Raw genomic sequence first — 18,644 nt, 5'->3', positions numbered from 1 at the left:
GTGATCTGCTCGGTCATGATCCCAGCGTCTCGTGGATAGCGGACAGGGCCGTTCCGCAATTCGTGCGACGATCGGCGCGTGACCGTCGAGGCAACGACCGAGCGGGTGCTGCGGTTGCTGGCCCTGCTCCAGCGGCGACCATCCTGGACGGCCGCCGACCTCGCCGCCGAGCTGGGCGTCACCGACCGCTGCGTCCGCCGTGACGTGCAGCGACTGCGCACACTGGGCTATCCCGTGCAGGCGGTGTCGGGCGTCGGCGGTGGCTACCAGCTCGGCGCGGGCACCCGGCTGCCGCCGTTGCTCCTCGACGACGAGGAGGCCATCGCGACGGCGGTCTCCCTGCGGCTCGCCTCGGGCGGCACGATCGCCGGGGCGGGCGAGGCCGCCCTGCGGGCACTGGCGAAGCTCGACCAGGTGATGCCGTCGCGGCTGCGCGCCGAGGTGCGGGCGGTGCACGGCGCGACAGAGACGCTGATGGGCCCGGTGGCCGAGATCGACGCGGAGCTGCTGGTGACCCTCGCGCGGGCCTGCCGAGACGCAGTGCGGGTCCGCTTCACCTACGCCGGCCGCGACGGTGGGGACCGCGAACGGACGGTGGAACCGATCCGGATGGTCACCACCGGTCGCCGCTGGTATCTGATGGCCTGGGACGTCGACCGCGACGACTGGCGTACGTTCCGGCTCGATCGAATGGGTGCGGCGGTCACGACGACCTGGCGCTTCCGCGCGCGCGAGCACCCGGATCCGGTCGCCTTCGTGCAGAGGTCGGTGACCGCTGCGCCGTACCGCTATCTCGCTCGGGTGCGGGTGCACGCCCAGCCGGACCGGGTACGGGCGTTGGTGCCACCGCAGGTGGGGCGGGTCGAGGACGACCGCGACGGGTGGTGCGTGCTCATCGTCGGCGGCGAGAGCCTGGACTGGCTCGCCGCGCATCTCGCACGCCTCGATCACGAGATGGAGGTGCTGGAGCCTCTCGAGCTGCGCGAGGCCGTCGGCCGCCTCGCCCGTCGCCTCGCGGTGCTGGCCGCCGGGCCGTCGGCGCCAAGCGGGTAGTGGCGCAGCGCGTAGTGCCGCAGCGACACCGGGCTGCCGTCCGGGGCGGTCCACGGCGCCGTGCCCGTGCCGACGTGCCGCCAGCCGGTGCGCTCGTAGAGCGCCGTGGCCGCGGCACCACCACCGGCCACCTCCAGCACCAGGTCCGTCGCGCGTCTGCTCGCCCACTGACGGGCCCGGCCCAGCAGTGCGCTGCCCAGCGCCAGCCCTCGGGCGGACGGCACCACGAAGAGACGGGCGACCTCAGCCGTCGGCCGGGCCAGCGGCCCGTCCGCCGGGTCGGACACCCGGTGCACCGCGACGTGCCCCACGACGGCCGCGTCGGCGTCGACCGCGACCCAGGCGCGCGCCGGGTGCGGCTCGCGCAGCCAGCGGCGCGGGTCGGCGGGCCAGTTCATCGGGTACCGGTCGACCCGGTGAACCTCGGCGAGCCCCGCGACGCAGCCGTCCAGGTCGGTGGCGCGCCGCCGACGGATCCGAGGCTGGCTCACAGGTCGTCGAACGGGCCGGCGTAGCGGAACTCACCGCGGATCGACTCCCGCCACGCGGTCAGCGGCCGGGCCAGGAAATACTGCGGCCCCCACGGCTGCGGCGGGGTGACTCCCAACTCGACAGCGGGCCGGAAGCCGAAGCGCGGGTAGTAGTCAGGGTGCCCGAGCAGCACCACCAGCGGCTCGTCCCGCGCGTCGGCCGCGCCGAGCACCGCGTGCATCAGCGCGTGGCCGACCCCGCGACGCTGCCAGTCGGGCAACACGCCGAGCGGTCCCAGCCCGAGCGCCACCGGCTCGCCGGCCACGCGGCCGCGCGTGGCCACCACGTGCCCCACCACCCCGCCGTCCGAATCGGTCGCCACCAGGGAGTACGCGGGCAGCCAACCCTCGTCGGCGCGCAGCGCGTCGACCAGCGTCGCCTCGACCGGTACGCCAGCGCCGTCGGTCGTGGCGAAGGCGGCGCAGTGAACCGCCCGGATAGCGTCCGCGTCGGCGTCGGTCTCGCGTCTGATCAGCACCGCGCCACCATAGGCCCACCGTGTCCCCAGCTCCACGCCTTTATCGCCGGCGCCGATGGGTCATGACGGGACCTGGGACCTGGGACCTCAGCCCACGGCGGTGGCCGACGGTGGGGCGCTGCCGCCCTGGGGCACCTCCGGAGTCATCAGCCGGATGATCTCCGCCTGGTCGGCCGGCGAGGGCAGACCCCATTCGGGCCGGTAGCCGTACACCTCATGCAGTGGGGTGGAGCAGGTGCGGCCGTCCAGGATCTCCACGGCGTCGGTCCCGATCAGGCCAGGGTGTTCGACGCCGCAGGCCTCGGCGACCTTGGTGAGGTCGCGGCGCAGCGTTCGCAGGTAGTTGGCCGCCCGCACCGACTTCAAGGTCGGGTCCAGGCCCCGGGTGAGCCACGCGTTCTGCGTCGCGACGCCGGTGGGGCAGGTGTCCGTGTGGCACTTCTGTGCCTGGATGCAGCCGATCGACAGCATCGCCTCACGGCCGACGTTGACCATGTCGCAGCCGAGCGCGAAGGCCACGATGGCGTTGTCCGGCAGGCCGAGCTTGCCCCCACCGATGAAGACCACCTGCTCGTGCAGGTCGTGCTCGGCGAACACCTTGTAGACCCGGGAGAAGCCCTGCTGGAACGGGAGCGACACGGAGTCGGTGAAGATCAGCGGCGCGGCGCCGGTGCCGCCCTCGCCACCGTCGATCGTCACGAAGTCGACGCCTCGGCCGGTGTCGCGCATCAGGGTGGCCAACTCCTGCCAGAAGTTCAGGTCGCCGACCGCCGACTTGATGCCGACCGGCAGACCCGTCTCGGCCGCCAGCAACTCCACCCAGTCGAGCAGGCTGTCACAGTCGGAGAACTCGGCGTGCCGGGACGGGCTCACACAGTCCTGACCGGCCGGGATGCCTCGGGTGGCGGCGATCTCGGCGGACACCTTCGCCCCGGGCAGCAGCCCACCGAGGCTCGGCTTGGCCCCCTGGCTCAGCTTGATCTCCAACGCCTTGACCGGTGCGCCGGCGACCAGGTCCTTCAACCGGTCGAGGCTGAACCGGCCCTGTTCGTCGCGGCAGCCGAAGTACGCCGTCCCGAGTTGGAAGACCAGGTCACCGCCGTTGCGGTGGTACGGCGACAGGCCACCCTCGCCGGTGTTCTGCAGGCAGCCGGCGAGTGCGGCCCCCTTGTTGAGGGCGGCGATGGCGTTGCCGGACAGCGAGCCGAAGCTCATCCCGGAGATGTTGACCACCGACTCGGGGCGGAACGCGCGGGCCCGACCCCGGGCCGCGCCGAGCACCTTCGCGGACGGCAACCGCACGTCGTGCCCGGCGGCGGGCGTCGACGGCGGCACGGCCCGGCCGAACGTGCGGTGCTTGATGATCGGGTACCCGGGGGTGTACTCGATGTCGTTGTCCGTGCCGAAGCCGAAGTAGTTGTTCTCCTGCTTCGCCGACGCGTACACCCAGCGGCGCTGGTCGCGGGTGAACGGCCGTTCCTCGTTGTTGCCGGCCACGATGTACTGCCGCAGCTCCGGGCCGATCGCCTCCAACAGGTAACGGGCGCGACCGAGCACCGGGTAGTTGCGCAGCAACGCGTGGTCGCGCTGGATCAAATCCCGCGCGGCGAGCGCCGCGACGGCGGCAGCGACAGCGGGTACGGCTCGACGGGCCCATTTCATGCCCGGCACTCTTTCCGCCCGCGCCTCTGGCCAAACCGGCCCCGCCGATCCAGTGCGCTGGTCAGGGACGACGTGGCGCGTCCGGCGGCGGTGCGGGTACGCCCCGCACCGCCGCCGCCGGCTCACCGGCGCCGGAAGGACTCGCGGACCGACCCGCCGACCACCGTGCACCACGTGCTCGTGCTGAGCTTGCCGTTGCGGGGCAGGCCGTGCAGCGCCTGCAGGTCCTGCACCGCAGCCCGGGTCGCGTGGTCGTACGCCCCGGTGACGGTGACCGCGTACCCCTTGGTGGCGAGGATCTCCTGCACCGCCGTGACCGGCGCGCCGGTGGCGTGCTGGTTCAGCTCGGGGGCCAGGGTCTCCCAGGTCGGCGTGGTGAGGGTGGCGTCCACGTCCACCGCGATGCCGTTGCGGGCCTGCCAGTCCTGCACGGCGGCCACGGTCGCGGCGTCGAACGTGCCGCTGACCGTCACCGCGTAGCCCCGGTACGCGAGCAGGTGCTGCACCACCCGGACCGAGGGGGAGTTGACGAAGCGCCACAGGTCCGGCCAGCGGCGGGCCGGCACGTCGCCCAGTGGCGTGCCGAGGGCGGTGTGCACCCGCCGACGCAGTTCGGGGAACTGCCGGTAGAAGGCGGCGCCCGGGCACTCGGTGGTGCGGAAGTCCCAGTGGCCGAAGATGTCGTGGGCGTGCAGCCCGTACTGCCGGCAGATCGCGACACAGAGCTTGACCAGCGAGTCGGTCAGCGCCTTCGGCGGCGTCTCGGTGACGTAGGTGCCCTCGTTCTCGATGCCGATGGCCCGGCCGTTCTCGCCCGGGCAGTGCGCCGAGATCATCTGGCGGTCGCCGGCCTCGAGGCGCTCCAGGCTGCCCCGGCGGCCCTCCAGCAGGTGGCCGCCGCGGCTCACCGTGAAGTGCTGGCCGGTGTCCGACCAGCCGTTGCCGTCCATGTGCAGGTCCTGGCAGTCGTGGGCCAGTTTGACCGCCTGCTCGCGGGAGTAGTCGGTGACGTTCGGGAACGCCATGTGGTGCACGATGATCTTGTTGGTGGCGATGGCGCTGACCGACAGCGGGTCCTTCGGCGGGCGGGCGGCCCACTCGTCGCAGCTGATGATCCAGTCCAGGTCGGTGCCGGGGGCGGCCTGCGCCGAGGCGGGGAAGGCCAGTTCGCTCCCGACGACGGCGACCGTGGCGGCGCCGAGACCGGCTCGCAACAGGGTTCGGCGATCCACTTCGGAATGGTCGACGTGCATGACATCTCCTCCTGCGGCCGACGGCGGGGGGATGAAAAGTAGCTCCAGTGGCCGCACGCACTCCGGAGAATATTGCCAAGACTCGACGGCGCGCTAGAGGTGCGCGCCACTTCATGATCACTCGGGTTTCCGCAACTCGGGTCGGGGGTAGGTCGGGGCTGACCATCCCGGCTGCGCCCACACTGAAGGAATGACCATATGAGTGACAACGTCAGCGACGCGGTGGGCGACGCCCTCCGCTCGGTGATGCTCTTCCTGCCCAAGGCCGTCGCCTTCCTGGCGATCCTGGTGGCCGGATGGCTGATCGCCAAGGCCGCGCTGAAGATCGTGGAGAAGGTCCTGGAACGGGTGGGCTTCGACCGCGCCGTCGAGCGTGGCGGCGTCCGCCGCGCGTTGAGCCGCTCCCGGTACGACGCCAGCGACATCGTCGCGAAGCTCGTCTACTACGGCTTGCTCCTGTTCACCCTTCAGCTCGCCTTCGGCATCTGGGGTCCCAACCCGATCTCCGACCTGCTCGGCGCGGTGATCGCGTGGCTGCCGCGCGCGTTCGTCGCGATCGTCATCGTCGTGGTGGCCGCCGCCATCGCCAACGCGGTCAAGGACATCATCAGCGGCGCGCTCGGCGGCCTGTCGTACGGCCGGGTGCTGGCCACCATCGCCTCGGTGTTCATCCTCGGCCTCGGCGTCATCGCCGCCCTCAACCAGATCGGGGTCGCCACCGCGGTCACCACCCCCGTTCTGATCGCGGTGCTGGCCACGATCGGTGGCATCCTCGTCGTCGGCGTCGGCGGTGGCCTGATCCGTCCGATGCAGAGCCGTTGGGAGGCGTGGCTGACCCGCGCCGAGCAGGAGTCGCAGCTGATCGCCGCGCACACCCGCGCCTACCGCGAGGGTCGCCGCGACGCCGAAGCCGAGCTGGCCCGGGCGGCGGCTGCCCCCGCCGAGCCGACCCGGCCGTCGTTCGGGACCGACGACCCGGAGAGCACCCAGATGCTGACCCGACCGACCGACGCGGAGGCCACCCAGGTGGTGACCCGACCGGCCGACGTGGAGGCCACGCAGGTGGTGACCCGGCCGACCGACGGGGACACGACCCAGGTGGTCTCGCGACCGACCGACGCGGAGGCCACTCAGGTGGTCAGCCGGGGCGGCGTCGATGCGGACACCACCGAGAGGCTCAGCCGGGGCGGCGGCGACGCCGACACGACCCAGGTGGTGAGCAGCGGCGGCGCGGTGCCTAGCCCGCGTACCAGCGACGACAGCGAGAGCACCACGGTCATTCCGCCGGTGGACCGGCGCTGACCATCAGTCGTTCAGGCGGGGCGGGATCGATCGGATCCCGCCCCGCCTCGCGTTGCGCGGCACGTTGAAAGCGCTGGCCGGAGCGGCGGTGCGCGTCTAGCATCGCTGACATGACCTGGCGACATTGATCCAGCAGCGTTGGCCGATCCCGTGGGCCACCACCGGCACCGCACGTCCGGTGTCCGTCTCCACTCCCACGGGAAGGCCCCATGATCCTCATCGCTTCGCGCGTGCCCGACCCGGCGGTCCGCCGGCTGACGGCCACCCTCTACGGGTACGCGTTCCTCAGTGACCTCGTCCTGCTCTATCCGCTGTACGTGGTGTTCTTCGCCGACACCGGGTTGTCGGTGGGGCAGATCTCGTCGCTGTTCGTCATCTGGTCGGCCGCCGGCATCCTGTTCGAGGTGCCGTCCGGCGCGTGGGCCGACGTGGTGTCCCGTCGGCTGCTGTTGTGCCTCGCCCCGCTGGTGGCCGCCGCCGGGTTCGCACTGTGGGTCCTGCTGCCGTCGTACCCCGCGTTCGCGGTCGGTTTCCTCCTCTGGGGTGCCGGTGGAGCGCTCGTCTCCGGTGCGCTGGAGGCGCTGGTCTGGACCGAGTTGGACCGGCTTGGCGCGGTCGGCCGGTACGCCCGGGTGCTCGGGCGTGCGCGCACGGCCGGTGTGCTGGGCGTGGTGGTCTCCGGAGTGCTCGCCGGCCCGGTGCTCGCCGTCGGCGGGTACCCGGCGGTCGGCGCGGCCAGCGTGCTCGCCTGCCTGCTCGCCACGATCGTCGCCGCCCGGTTCCCGGAGCACCGCGCGCCCGCCGACAGCCCGGCCGACGTGCCCGGCCCGGCTGTGCCCGTCCCGGCTGTGCCCGTCGCGGCCAGCGGGCACGGCCCGGTCGCTGCCGTACGGCCCGTGGCCGCGGCGTTGCCGGCGAGCCGGGAGCCGGAGGGCTCACAGTCAGCCCACCCGGACGACGACGGCGACCTCGGTTGGTGGGACACCCTGCGGGCCGGGGTGACGCAGGTGCGCACCCGTCCGCCGGTACGGTCAGCCGTGCTGCTGGTCGCCCTGGTCGCCGCCGACTGGGGCGCCCTGGACGAGTACAGCCCGCTGCTGGCCCTGGACACCGGCGTGCGGGCGGAGGTCGTGCCGCTGCTGCTCCTGCTGCTCTGGGCCGGGGTGACCGTCGGTGGGCTGCTGGCCGGAGTGGGGGAGCGGCTGGGCCGCCGGGGCTACGCCGCTTTGCTGGGCGTGGTCGGTGTCGGGTTGGCCGGTGGCGCGTTGACCGGGCGACCGGCCGGCTTCGTGCTGCTCGCACTGGGGTTCGGTGCCGCGCAGCTGGCCACCGTGCTGGCCGACGCGCGGCTCCAGGCCAGGATCACCGGCAACAGCCGCGCCACCGTCACGTCGCTGGCCGGGATGGCCACCGACCTGCTGATCATCGGGACGTACGCCGGCTACGGTCTGCTCGCCACGGCGGTCGGCAACGCGGTGGCGTTCGCGGTGGCAGCCGGGCCGTACCTCGTCCTGGGCCTGGTGCTGCTGGCCCGCCGGCGCCCGACGGTCGTGCCCGCCAGCAGCACGGCGGCTGCGGCGCGCGGCCGGCAGTGACCGGGGCCCGGCGGCGGCCCGAGGAGGCCGCCGCCGGGCCGCACGGTCAGCCGGCCATGTGCAGGAACGACCACTGGTGGCCGTCGAGGTCGCGGAAACCGCGCATGTACATGGGCCCGTTGGCCATCCCCGGCCCGAGCGACTGCCCGCCGGCGACCGCCGCCTTGTCGACCAGCTCGTCGACCTGCTCGCGGCTCTGCGCCGACAGCCCGACGACGACCTCCCGGCTGGTCTCCGTGTCCGTCGCGGCGACCCCGGTGTACGACTCGAAGCCGGAGCGGAGGTGCAGCACCAGCCGAGTGTTGTCGGAGACGGTGAGGACCATGGTGTCCCCGTCCAGGTCTGCCTGGTCGCTGCTGAACCCGAGCGCCCGGTAGAACTCGGCGGCGGTGGTCAGGTCGCGCACCGGCAGGTTGATGAACGTCATGGTCATCGGTGGTCTCCGTTCGACTCGAGCAGGGCCTTCAACGCGGCGAGCCGCTCCCGCCAGTACGCCTTCAGCTCGGCGGCCTGCTCGGCTCCGGTCAGCTTCTCGTGCAGCACGCTGACCCGGGCCTTCGACTCGCCGACAGCGTCGAAGCCGACGACGATCCGGGTCGGGCCACCGGCCCAGTCGGCCCGGAAACTGCGCGGCGCGGTGGCGGTGCGGACGCGCAGCTCGACGTCGGGCAGCCAGCGGGCGCGTGCCGTCTCGTCGGCGAACGCCTCGAACAGGCGCAGCGCCGGCACGGCCACCGTGCGGCTCGCGCTGGCCTCGAAGCCACCGCCGCGTCGTTGACCCGGCGCGCGCAGGCCGCGTGCCTGCTCGTACCCGACGGTGATGGTCTGTGACCACCAGCCCGGCACCTCGTGCTCGGTGACCAGGTGGCGGGCGATCTGGGTGTGGGTCAGCTCGGTGGCGGTCGCGGCGTCGAGCAGGGCGAACCAGTCGGCCCAGCCGCGGCCGGTCCGGGCGCGGATCAGGTCGTCGGCGATCCGCTCGGTCTGCGCCGCGGCGGACGAGGGAGACGGGGCCGTGGCCGGCTCGGCGGCCAGGGCGGTGGCCGGCTCGGCGGTCAGGGTCGTGGCCGGCTCGGCGGTCAGGGTCGTGGCCGGCTCGGTGGCCTTGTTGATCAGGTGCCGGCGGGCGGCGGTGTAACTTTCGCCGGTCTTCTGCATCCGGGTGCGGACCCGGGCCTTGAACGATCTCTGGTTGGTCATCACACATGCTCCCGGTCAACGGCACGGTCACCGGGACTCACGCTCCCGTCGACCCCGCCGGAGTGGGGCATGTGGCACCACGTCCCGAGGGCTCCGGGCCCCCTTTGCCTCCGCGTTGCCGGCGGCGTGAGCGCCGGGAGGGAGGTGCGGCGTAGGACGACGCCAAGGAGATCCTACGCCAATTCGACAGTCAGGGTTGGTCACCGTCGACGTAGACCCATCGGCCGTCCTCGCGGACGAACCGGCTGTGCTCGGTCAGGGTGCCGGGCCGTCCCGCGGCCCGGTAGTGGGCGTGGAACGTCACCGTGCCGGCGGTGTCGAGCAGGCCGCCCCGCTCGGTCCTGACGATCTCCAGTCGGGTCCACCGCTGCCCCGGGTCGAGCTCCAGAGCGGCGGGCCGGGTCGAGGAGTGCCAGCTGCGCAGCAGGTAGCCGGTGTCGCCGAGGGCGAAGGCACTGAACCGGGAGCGCATCAGCGCCTCGGCCGTCGCCGCCGGGCTGTCGCCGCCGTGCGCCGGGGCGCAGCAGTCCGCGTACGCGTGGCCGGAACCGCACGGGCAGGCCCGTCCCGCCGTCGTGTTCGCCCGTCGGCGTCCCGCACCCTTACCCACGTCGCCATCCTGCCCCACCGCCGGGCATCGACCGGCGACGGCTCCCGCCGGTCGGTGCGGCACGCGGTCCTTGCGTGATCCACTCGCCTTCAGGGAAGTCGCGGTATCCGGGAGGGTCCGACACCCCGACTTCAAGGAACCCGAGTCGATCAAGCCGGCCCGGGCGGTCGGGGCCGGCCGGGGCGGTCGGGGCCGGCCGGGGCGGTCGGGGCCGGCCGAGACGGTCGGGGCCGGCCGGAGGACCGTCGGGGCCGGTCGGGGCGGTCAGGCCTACCGGGGAGGGGTCAGAGCCAGCCGGAGCGGCGGAACAGCCGGTACAGGAACAGGGCGGCCGCCGCCATCAGGGCGAGGGCGCCGGCGTAGCCGTAGCGCCAGGCCAGCTCCGGCATGTGGTCGAAGTTCATGCCGTAGATGCCGGCGATGCCGGTCTGGGTGGCCGCGATCGCCGCCCAGGCCGCGATCTTGCGCATGTCGTTGTTCTGCTCCACGGCGAGCTGCGCCAGTCGCGACTGGACGATCGAGGTGAGCAGGTCGTCGTACGCGGCCACCCGGTCCACCGCCCTGCTCAGCCGGCCGTCGACGTCGACGAACCAGCGGTGCAGGGCGCGGGGCGGGCCGTCGGGGTCGAGCAGCGTCCGCATCGGCGCCTGCAACGGCAGGACCGCCCGCTTGAACTCCACCACCTCCCGTTTGAGCTGGTAGATGTGCTGGATGTCGGCCGAGCGGTCGCGGGCGAACACCGCCTCCTCGACCCGTTCCAGGTCCCGTTCCACGTGCCCGGCCACCTCCAGGTAGGAGTCGACCATCCGGGCGCACACCGCGTAGGCCACCGCCCACGGGCCGGCGGCCAGCAGCGTGGGGCGGCCCTCGATGTCGGCGCGGACGGTCCGCAGCGCCCCGGCAGCGCCGTGCCGCACCGTGATGGCGAACCGGTCCCCGAGCAGCACCATCACGTCGCCGGTGTCGATGACCTCGGAGGTCTCGGTCAGCTCGTCGTGCTCCACGTACCCGGCGGTGCGCAGCACCAGCAGCGTGACCGACCCGTGGCGTTGCACGGTGGGTCGGTGCCCGTCGGCGAGCGCCTGTTCGACGGTCAGCTCGTCCAGGCCGAAGGTGCGTCCCACCGCGGCGAGCACGGCCGGGCCCGGGTCGTGCAGTCCCAGCCACACGAAGGCGTCGCGAGCGTGCCGCGCGCGGGCGTACGCGTCGGCGTAGTGCGGTCGACCGGGCTCGCGCTGACCGTTGACGTAGACGGCGCAGTCGACCACCGCGTCCGGATTGGACCGGCGGGGGCTGGGCGCGACACCCTCGGGCCGGCCGAGCAGTCGACGGGCCAGCGCGCGTACGCCCTGACCGGCCCGGTCCCGTACCGGTCGCTGATCCACCGCGTGCCTCCCCGTCGCCCGCGCACGCCCCCGTTCGCGGTGTGCCCGCAGGGATGGTGCCACCGCATTCTGCCGAGCAGGGTCCGGCTCCCGACAGCGGGGCGGTGGCTGAGGCGGTGCGGCTGTCTCAGCCCGTGCCGGGTGGCTCAGGCGGGCGGGCGAGTCAGGCCGTGCGGGTGGCGAAGACGACGACGTTGTCGACGTAGTTGCCGGTCGAGGCGTCGAACCGGCCGCCGCAGGTGATGAGGCGCAGCCCGGCCGCGTCCGCCGGGCCGTAGACCAGCGTGCTGGGAAAGCTGTCCTTGGGGTACGACTGGACGTCGTCGACCGTGAACGTGGCGACCTGCGCGTCGGCGCGGGTGACCTGGATCTGCTGGCCGGCGCGCAGCCGACCGAGGTCGAAGAAGACGGCCGGACCGGCCGGTGAGTCGACGTGTCCCACCAGGACGGCGTTGCCGGTCTCGCCGGGGCTCACCCCGTGCCGGTACCACCCGGCGAGGGCGGGCTTGTCCAGTGGTGGCACCTCCAGCACCCCGGCGGCGTCCGCGCCGACCGGGACGACCTCGGCGCGTACGCCGATGGCGGTGATCTGCACCCGGACCGGCGCGGCGCGGGACAGCGGCGCCAGGTCCGGTGCGGGATGGGTGCGTCGCGGCGCGTCGGCCGGCGGTCGCGGTGGCCGCGCCGGGTCGGCGGTGAGGCCGACGGTGATCAGCCCCAGCCCGGTCACGCCGAGCAGGGCCACCACGGCCGGTAGGGTCCGCCGCCACCACACGTGGGCACCTCCGCGCTGGATCGTCCGGGTGCCCGCGCCGGTGTCACCGGTGCGGGCACCCGTCCTCAGGGATGGAGCAGTCGCCGATCAGGCGACAGTGGACACCGGACGTCGCCGGCGGATCAGGATCACCGCGCCGGCCAGGGCGGTGCCGAGCAGCGTGCCGCCGGCGGCCAGGGTGCCGGTGTCGCGGCTGTCGCCGCCGGAACCGGCGGGTGCGCCGCCGATCGGGGTGACGGTGAACGTGGCCGTGCCGGCCGAACTGCCGTCGCCGCAGGTCGCCGCCACCGTGTACGTGCCCAGGGTGAACCCGGCGGTGAAGAGTTCGGCGCTGAGCCCGCCGCCGGCGGCGGCCGTGGTGGATCGGACGTTCTGATCGCGGTTGGGGCCGGTGACCCGGAAGAGGGCGTCACCCGACTTCGGGTTGCAGGTCGTCGCGGTGAGCACGACGGTCCCACCGACCGGGGTGGTGGCCGGTGACACCGTGGTGTCGGCCAGTGCGGCGCCTGGCAGCAGGAGCGTGCCGAGGCCCACGCCGAGCGCCGCCGAGCAGAGTGCTGTTGAGACCTTCATACGCGTCTTCCCTCACTTTTCGTCCGCTGACTGCGTGGGACGTCGTTCGGGTGGCCAACTCCGTGACTAGCACCGGTGTGCCCAACACTAGGTGGGTTGGGCCCACGATCAGGTGAAAATGAGAATTCCTCGTTGCCGTCACGTGTCCACCCGAAGGCGGGGAGAGCTGCGGAAAGGCCCGGACGGCCCGACCGGCACCGGGACTCCGATCGATGTCCGCTCCGGCCGGGCTGTCGCCGCTGGGTCGATGGCGAGGTATGGCGTCGGCTGTCCACCATCCGCCGGTCGCCGGCGGGTTACGCGGGGATCGGCTCGCCGGTCTCCAGCAGGGTCTTGAGGCTGGCCAGCAGCTCCGGCCAGCCACCGCTGCCGTCGAGCTGCCCGCTGATCGCCCGGTGCATCTCGCTGTCGGGGGAGAAGTCGTCGTGGATGACGGTCAGCCGGACGGCCTCGTCGCCGTGTGGCTCGATCTCGAAGGTCACCGTCGACCGACGCTCACCGAGCCGGCTGGCCAGTTGCTCGGGTGACCAGCCGAAGTGTTCGGCGTGCTCCGGCTGGAAGCCGTGCCAGCTGTACGACAGGCGACGGTACGGCTCGGCGACGAGCACCCGCTGACCGAGATCGCGTGGCTCGCCGTCCGGCGTGTCCTGCCACAACACCGGCGATCCGACCTGCCAGTCGGACGCCAGCGCGACCCCACCCCAGTAGCGGCGGGTGAAGGCCGGTTCGGTGAGCGCGGCCCAGAGCCGCTGCGGGGTGGTCCTGACGTAGGTGGTGTAGACGAAGGCGGGACTCTCCATGGGCTGTCGCTCCAATGCGGTGCTCAGGTCGGCGAGCGCGGCGGCTCGCTCGCGGTCGTATCGGCTGAGCCATCTGTCGGCGATGGCGTTGATCGGCGCGGCGTTGAGGTAGTGCACCTTCTCCCGACCGCGCCGAACGCTTGTGACGAGGTGGGCCGCCTCCAGCACTGCGAGGTGCTTGCTGACCGCCTGCCGACTCGTCGCCAGCCCGTCACAGAGCTCCCGCAGGGTCTGGCCGTTGCGGTCGTTGAGCCGGTCGAGCAGTCGACGCCGGCTGGGATCGGCCAGCGCCCGGAACGCGTCGTCCATCGACCCTCCGTTAAAGGCAACCAAGCGGTTGCCTGTCAACATAGGCAACTCTGCGGTTGCCTGTCAATTGGTGCCCTGAGCGGGGCGTCGGGTGGTGACGCGCGCCCGAGCGCGGCGGTGTGGCAGCGTGGTGCGGTGACCGATTCCGCGCCGCTCGACGTCGACCTCGCGCTGCTCGGCGGTGGCGGCGCGGCGTCGTTGCTGCTCGCCGCACTGGATCGCCACGGCGTCCGGGGCCTGCGCATCGCCGTCGTCGATCCGGTCCGCCGACGCGGTCAGGACCGCACCTGGGCGTTCTGGGGCCACCCGGGCACCGACCTGGACCCGCTGCTCAGCGCGAGCTGGCAGCAGGTCGAGGTCGCGACGACGGCCCGGCGTCGCGTCCTGGACCTGACCCCGCTGAGGTACGCCATGCTCCGCTCCGGCCCGGTCTACGACCGGGCTGCCGCAGCCGAGCGCCGCCTCGACGCCATCCGGATCGTCGCACCGGCCGAGACGGTGACCGACGACGGCACGCGGGTGCTGGTGCGCACCGGCGACGGGCGGGCCGTACGGGCCGGTTGGGTGCTCGACTCCCGCCCCCGCCCACCGGCGCGAGCGGGGCGGACGACCTGGTTGCAGCACTTCCGCGGCTGGTGGCTGGAGGCCGAGCGGCCCGCCTTCGACCCGGCGCGCGCGGTGCTGATGGACTTTCGCACCCCGCAGCCGCCCCGGGGTGTCTCGTTCGGGTACGTGCTGCCGGTGAGTGACCGGTACGCCCTGGTCGAGTACACCGAGTTCTCACCCGACCTGCTCACCGACGCCGGGTACGACGCGGCGCTGGCCGGGTACCGGGACCTGCTCGGTCTGGACCCGACCGGGCTGCGCGTGCGCGAGGTGGAGAACGGGGTGATCCCGATGACCGACGCGCCGTTCTCGGCCCGGCCGTCACCCCGGGTGGTCCGGCTGGGTACGGCCGGTGGTGCGACCCGGCCCTCCACCGGCTTCACCTTCTCCGCCATGTACCGCCAGGCCGACCAGGTGGCCCGTGCCCTCGCGGCGGGACGGCCGCCGGTGCCGCAGGCGGCGTACCCGCGCCGGCACCGGTGGATGGACGCGGTGGCCCTGCGGGCGCTGGACCGGGGCGGAGTCGGCGGTCCGGATTTCTTCGACCGGCTCTTCGACCGCAACCCGGCCGAGCGGGTGCTGCGCTTCCTCGACGGCGTCACGACCCCGGCCGAGGAGGTCGCGATCATGAATTCGACCCGGCTGCTGCCGATGATCGCCGCCACCGCTGGCGACGCGGCGCACCGCGTCCGCGACCGGCTGCGCCCGACCCGCCCGGCACCGGCCGTTCCACCCGCCGTGGTGGGCGACCCGCTGGGCTCGGAGCCCGGTGCGGGTGGGGCACCCCGCCCGACCTGACCGGCGTGGTGTCCTGCGTCGCCTGTCGAGCTGCCCCGCGAGCGGGGCAGCGTGCGTGGGGCAGCGTGTGCGTGGGGCAGCGTGTGCGTGGGCGGTGTGCGTGGGGCAGCGTGTGCGCGGGCGGTGCTGGGGCAGCGTGTGCGCGGGCGGTGTGCGTGGGGCAGATTGTGTGAGGCAGTTTGTGCGGGGCTCACGTCTCGGGGTCGACGCCCCGCGGGCACCCGACTCCTCGGCGCGCCGGCCCCCCGCGAGGGGAGGGCGAGGTCAGCGCCCGGTAGGTTGCCGGGCATGGTGGACGCGGCGGCCGGCAGGGGCGTGCAGATCTGGACCGACGGGGCGTGCAGTGGCAACCCCGGGCCGGGTGGTTGGGGCGCGCTGTTGCGTTACGGCGACCACGAGCGGGAGTTGTGCGGCGGCGAGGCCACGCCGACCACCAACAACCGGATGGAGCTGATGGCGGCCATCCAGGCGTTGGAGAGCCTGAACCGGCCGGTCACCGTGGAGTTGCACACCGACAGCACGTACGTGCGCAACGGCATCACCAGCTGGCTGGCGTCCTGGAAGCGCAACGGTTGGCTGACCGCCGCGAGGCAGCCGGTGAAGAACGCCGACCTGTGGCAGCGACTGGAGGCGGCCTGCGAGCGGCACGAGGTCACCTGGCTGTGGGTCAAGGGGCACAACGGCCACCCGGAGAACGAGCGGGCCGACGGGCTGGCCAACAAGGGCATGACCGAGGCGCGAGCGGCACTGACCAGCCGCTGAGCCCGGGTCAGCGGGTCGCGTCGGGGTGCCCCGGCATGCTCGACCCGCCGCCGCTGCTGCCGGACGAACCACCGGCGACACCCGAGTTGTCGGGCTCGGTCACGATGTCCGGCCGGACGTCGGTGTCCGCCGGCGCGGGCACCTCGGTGTCTGCCTCGACCTGCACCAGCGGCACCTGGCCGGCCTCGTCCTCGCTGTGCTGCGGGTCGCCCGGCAACTCACCGTCGCGCTTTCGGTAGCCCACGCCGTGCCCCCCCGTCGATGCCGTCCGCGTCGGCGCTGGCTACCCGGCGTCGTCCCGGCCGAAACCTCGCCCACCGGCGGCCACCGCTGGTCCGACCGTCTCGGCCGGTGGGGCAGCGGACGGCAGCCGCAGCGTCCGGCGACGGCTGAGCGCGACGATCAACGCCACCGCCAGCGCGCCGCAGACCACCAGGAACGCCGGAGTGTTGCCGACGTGGTCGTTGACCGCGCCGCTGGTCGCGGACCCGGCGGCGATGCCGAGCTGACCGGCCGTCTGCAACCACCCGTACGTCTCGGGGAGCCGGGCCGCCGGGGTGGACCGGGCGAGGATCTCGTCGGTGACGGCGAGGAATGGTGCCAGCGCGAGGCCGAACACCGCCAGCGCGACGGCCATCTGCGGCACGCTGCGGGGCAGCAGCAGCGCCAGCGAGGTGGCGGCCAACGTGCCGAGCAGCGCCAGGTACGCCGCCGCCGGGCTGCCGGGTCGACCCCAGCGGGCCAGCAACACGCCACCGGCCAGGCTGCCCACCGACCAGATGGTCACCAGCAGCCCGGCCTGGTCCGGGTGCCCGACCGTGGTGGCGAACGCGGGCACCAGCACCCACATGGCGCCGATGCTGACCATGTAGCCGATGTGGGTGCCGACGACGGTGCGGCGGGTGGCCTGACCCGGCAGCGCGGAGCGCTTCGCGCCGATGTGCCGTTCGACCTCGCGTGGCGGCAGCACGGCGACCATGCCGAGCAGCCCGGCGGTGCCGATGACGGCGAAGACGAGCAGTGCGGCCGTGGGACCGCTGATCAGCAGGCTCAGCGTCACCGCGAGGGGGCCGCCGACGTACAGCAGCTCCTGCCCGACGGCGTTGACCGCGTACGTGCGGGCCAGCGCGGGGGCGGGGACCATCCGGGCCAGTTGGGCGCGTCCACTGCCGACCGCCGGTGGCGTGCTGAGCCCCGCCACGGTGGCCAGTGCCACGAACGCCGCCGGCGCGGTGGTGACGGCCAGTCCGAGCAGGGCGAGCAGGTGGGCGAGGCCGGTGGTGAGGAGCACCGGCCGGGCCCCGAGCCGACCCAGGAGTCGGCCGACCAGCGGCGCGGTGAGCGCCAGCCCGATCCCGCAGCCGGCGCTGGCCACTCCGGCGGTGGCGAAGCTGCCGGTGTTCTGGTGACCGAGCAGCACGACGAGCAGTTGCCGCAGCGCGACGGGGAGCTGCGCCACGGTCATCAACACGATGAGGAGCATCGCCCGCCGGGGTACATTCATGACTTATGAATCTACCCGAGGACGGCTCGCCCAACCTGCTCGGCGCACTCGCCCTGCTCGTCGGCTCGCGCGTACGCGCGTCGGCCAGCGCGTCCGTCGGGGCCGGCGGAGCGCTCGCCGAGGCGCTCATCGTCCTCAAGGACCAGCCGGGGGTGACCGCCGAATGGTTGGGGCAGGTGCTGGGGCTGACCCAGCCCGGTGTCGCACACCTGGTCCGGCGACTGCGGGAGCAGGGCTGGGTGGAGAGGCGTCCCGGCGCCGACGCGCGCAGCCGTGCCCTGCACCTCACCACCGACGGGACGGCCGCCGCCGCCCGCGTCCTGCACGAGCGGCAGGAGGCGCTGACCGCGTTGCTCGCCCCGCTGACCGCCGAGCAACGCCACCAACTCGCCGACATCGCCCGCGTCCTGCTGCACGACGAGGTGGCGGATGCCCGCAGCCTGGCCCACCTCTGCCGGCTCTGCGACCGCGAGCGCTGCCCGCAGTGCCCGGTTCACGCCGGCTACCTGGAGTTGGCGCAGGACTGACGCGACGAGCGTCGGGCCGCTATCGGCGCCGGCCGCGACGGGCCGTGGCGCGGGACGGCTGGCGGACCGGGTTGAGCGGCAGCGCCGTCCAGTGCGGTGGCCGGGCGCGCGTTGCCGGCAGGCCGGTGCGGACATCGCCCCGAGCGGCATCCAGCTGGGACTGGTGCAGGAAGAGCGTGCTCCGCAGATCGCTGCCGCGAAGGTCGGCCCCGCGCAGGTCCGCGCCGGTGACGTCGGCGAGGCTCAGGTCGACGCCGCGCAGGTCGGCGCCGATCAGCAGCGCCCCGCGCAGGTTGGCGCGGCGCAGGTCGACCCGGCGCAGGTCGGCGCCGGGCAGGTGCGCGCCCCGGTGGTCGACGCCCCCGGGGGAGCGGGCCGCGTCGCTGGCCCGCGACAGCAGGGGGTTGACCCGGTCCCGGTGGGCGGCGACGTCCACCGTGCGCAGGTGCGTCGGGTCACCCTCGGTGAGTGCCGTCGTCTCGGTGAGGGCACGGGTCAACTCGTCGCGCAGGTCGGCCGGTGGGCGCAGCGTCAGCGCCTCGGTGAGGTACCAGAGCAGTTCGTGCAGGGGACGCAGCACGGCGAACGCCTCCGCCATGCCCGACAGCGTCTCCGGTGCGTCCCGCCAGTCCCGCCCGCCGAAGGTGACCTGGGAGACCTGCTGCCCGGCACCGAAGCAGTCGAACACCGTGCAGCCGGGGAACCCGCGTTGCCGCAGCTCGGTGTGGATGCCGCAGCGGTGGTCCGGGCCCAGGTTGGGGCAGGCCTGCCCGGCCGGCTTGTCGATGGCGAAGTCCGCCGATCGGGCGAACGCGGGCACCACGCAGCACAGGCCGAAGCATCGTCCGCAGTCGGCACGCAGCTGCGCCGAGCCGGACGGCGGTGCGGGGCTGGGCGACACGTGGTCGGTCCTCCTGGCGG

The 18,644-nt window shown here is 73.5% G+C and carries 20 protein-coding genes; 6 read left to right on the top strand and 14 right to left on the bottom strand.

Features of this window, described 5'->3' with window-relative positions; genetic code table 11:
* The first annotated feature begins 78 nt into the window (after positions 1–78).
* Entirely contained in the window at positions 79–1,053 is a 975-nt protein-coding gene (locus LADH09A_RS27550) for a helix-turn-helix transcriptional regulator (protein ID WP_238648564.1), read from the top strand.
* Here the strand turns inward: LADH09A_RS27550 and LADH09A_RS27545 are convergent.
* From LADH09A_RS27545 to LADH09A_RS27530, 4 genes are all read right to left on the bottom strand, one after another.
* Complete coding sequence (locus LADH09A_RS27545; RefSeq protein ID WP_238648563.1) at positions 948–1,544, bottom strand: GNAT family N-acetyltransferase; 597 nt, start codon at positions 1,542–1,544, stop codon at positions 948–950. The two genes, LADH09A_RS27550 and LADH09A_RS27545, sit on opposite strands and share 106 nt — an antisense overlap.
* Positions 1,541–2,062 (bottom strand): GNAT family N-acetyltransferase, encoded by a 522-nt coding sequence (locus LADH09A_RS27540; protein ID WP_238648562.1) that lies wholly within the window; start codon positions 2,060–2,062, stop codon positions 1,541–1,543. The genes LADH09A_RS27545 and LADH09A_RS27540 overlap by 4 nt, the downstream gene beginning before the upstream one ends.
* An 87-nt stretch (positions 2,063–2,149) precedes the next feature.
* Positions 2,150–3,724, bottom strand: coding sequence for an FMN-binding glutamate synthase family protein (locus LADH09A_RS27535; RefSeq protein ID WP_238648560.1), 1,575 nt, complete (start codon positions 3,722–3,724; stop codon positions 2,150–2,152).
* Positions 3,725–3,846: 122 nt separating this feature from the next.
* Entirely contained in the window at positions 3,847–4,956 is a 1,110-nt protein-coding gene (locus tag LADH09A_RS27530) for a peptidoglycan recognition protein family protein (RefSeq protein WP_238648559.1), read from the bottom strand.
* Between the two features lie 219 nt (positions 4,957–5,175).
* Between LADH09A_RS27530 and LADH09A_RS27525 the strand changes: the two genes are divergently transcribed.
* Together LADH09A_RS27525 and LADH09A_RS27520 are read left to right on the top strand one after the other, a co-directional pair.
* On the top strand, positions 5,176–6,279 hold the full coding sequence (locus LADH09A_RS27525) for a mechanosensitive ion channel family protein (RefSeq protein WP_308194700.1): 1,104 nt from the start codon (positions 5,176–5,178) through the stop codon (positions 6,277–6,279).
* Positions 6,280–6,488: 209 nt separating this feature from the next.
* Positions 6,489–7,874 carry an MFS transporter gene (locus LADH09A_RS27520; RefSeq protein WP_238648558.1) on the top strand — a complete coding sequence of 462 codons (1,386 nt, stop codon included), beginning with the start codon at positions 6,489–6,491 and terminating at the stop codon, positions 7,872–7,874.
* A 46-nt stretch (positions 7,875–7,920) separates the two neighbouring features.
* On the opposite strand, the gene LADH09A_RS27515 is transcribed toward LADH09A_RS27520, so the two are convergent.
* From LADH09A_RS27515 to LADH09A_RS27485, 7 genes are all read right to left on the bottom strand, one after another.
* Positions 7,921–8,307, bottom strand: coding sequence for a VOC family protein (locus LADH09A_RS27515; RefSeq protein WP_238648557.1), 387 nt, complete (start codon positions 8,305–8,307; stop codon positions 7,921–7,923).
* Positions 8,304–9,074, bottom strand: a complete 771-nt coding sequence (locus LADH09A_RS27510) for a hypothetical protein (RefSeq protein WP_238648556.1) — start codon at positions 9,072–9,074, stop codon at positions 8,304–8,306. Before LADH09A_RS27510 ends, LADH09A_RS27515 begins: the two co-directional genes overlap by 4 nt.
* 190 nt (positions 9,075–9,264) lie before the next feature.
* Entirely contained in the window at positions 9,265–9,684 is a 420-nt protein-coding gene (locus tag LADH09A_RS27505; protein WP_238648555.1) for a YchJ family protein, read from the bottom strand.
* 284 nt (positions 9,685–9,968) lie between these two features.
* Positions 9,969–11,069: a magnesium and cobalt transport protein CorA gene (locus LADH09A_RS27500; protein WP_238648554.1), complete on the bottom strand. Its 1,101-nt coding sequence runs from the start codon at positions 11,067–11,069 to the stop codon at positions 9,969–9,971.
* A 163-nt stretch (positions 11,070–11,232) separates the two neighbouring features.
* Complete coding sequence (locus LADH09A_RS27495; RefSeq protein ID WP_443677162.1) at positions 11,233–11,844, bottom strand: class F sortase; 612 nt, start codon at positions 11,842–11,844, stop codon at positions 11,233–11,235.
* Between the two features lie 87 nt (positions 11,845–11,931).
* On the bottom strand, positions 11,932–12,417 hold the full coding sequence (locus tag LADH09A_RS27490) for a hypothetical protein (protein WP_099852881.1): 486 nt from the start codon (positions 12,415–12,417) through the stop codon (positions 11,932–11,934).
* A 296-nt stretch (positions 12,418–12,713) separates the two neighbouring features.
* Positions 12,714–13,526, bottom strand: a complete 813-nt coding sequence (locus LADH09A_RS27485) for an ArsR/SmtB family transcription factor (protein ID WP_238648551.1) — start codon at positions 13,524–13,526, stop codon at positions 12,714–12,716.
* Between the two features lie 117 nt (positions 13,527–13,643).
* Here LADH09A_RS27485 and LADH09A_RS27480 point away from each other — a divergent pair, with 117 nt between their 5' ends.
* Positions 13,644–14,930: a lycopene cyclase family protein gene (locus LADH09A_RS27480; protein WP_372492364.1), complete on the top strand. Its 1,287-nt coding sequence runs from the start codon at positions 13,644–13,646 to the stop codon at positions 14,928–14,930.
* A 288-nt stretch (positions 14,931–15,218) separates the two neighbouring features.
* Positions 15,219–15,692, top strand: coding sequence for a ribonuclease HI (rnhA, locus tag LADH09A_RS27475; RefSeq protein ID WP_238648549.1), 474 nt, complete (start codon positions 15,219–15,221; stop codon positions 15,690–15,692).
* A gap of 7 nt (positions 15,693–15,699) precedes the next feature.
* Here the strand turns inward: rnhA and LADH09A_RS27470 are convergent, their stop codons facing one another.
* Both LADH09A_RS27470 and LADH09A_RS27465 read right to left on the bottom strand, forming a co-directional pair.
* A complete protein-coding gene (locus LADH09A_RS27470) occupies positions 15,700–15,936 on the bottom strand; it encodes a preprotein translocase YidC (protein ID WP_238648548.1) in 237 nt (78 codons plus the stop codon).
* 39 nt (positions 15,937–15,975) lie between these two features.
* Complete coding sequence (locus tag LADH09A_RS27465; protein WP_238648547.1) at positions 15,976–17,196, bottom strand: MFS transporter; 1,221 nt, start codon at positions 17,194–17,196, stop codon at positions 15,976–15,978.
* Positions 17,197–17,201: 5 nt separating this feature from the next.
* On the opposite strand from LADH09A_RS27465, the gene LADH09A_RS27460 reads away from it, so the two are divergent.
* The gene (locus LADH09A_RS27460) at positions 17,202–17,723 is read left to right on the top strand and encodes a MarR family winged helix-turn-helix transcriptional regulator (protein ID WP_238648546.1); all 522 of its coding nucleotides are present in this window, start codon (positions 17,202–17,204) and stop codon (positions 17,721–17,723) included.
* Positions 17,724–17,742: 19 nt separating this feature from the next.
* Here the strand turns inward: LADH09A_RS27460 and LADH09A_RS27455 are convergent, their stop codons facing one another.
* On the bottom strand, positions 17,743–18,624 hold the full coding sequence (locus LADH09A_RS27455; RefSeq protein WP_238648545.1) for a pentapeptide repeat-containing protein: 882 nt from the start codon (positions 18,622–18,624) through the stop codon (positions 17,743–17,745).
* Positions 18,625–18,644 lie beyond the last annotated feature (20 nt).

The organism is Micromonospora cabrerizensis (genome assembly GCF_022230955.1).
GTDB lineage: Bacteria > Actinomycetota > Actinomycetes > Mycobacteriales > Micromonosporaceae > Micromonospora > Micromonospora cabrerizensis.
Note: the sequence above shows the minus strand (reverse complement) of the source record. Positions and strands in the feature narration are given on the sequence as shown.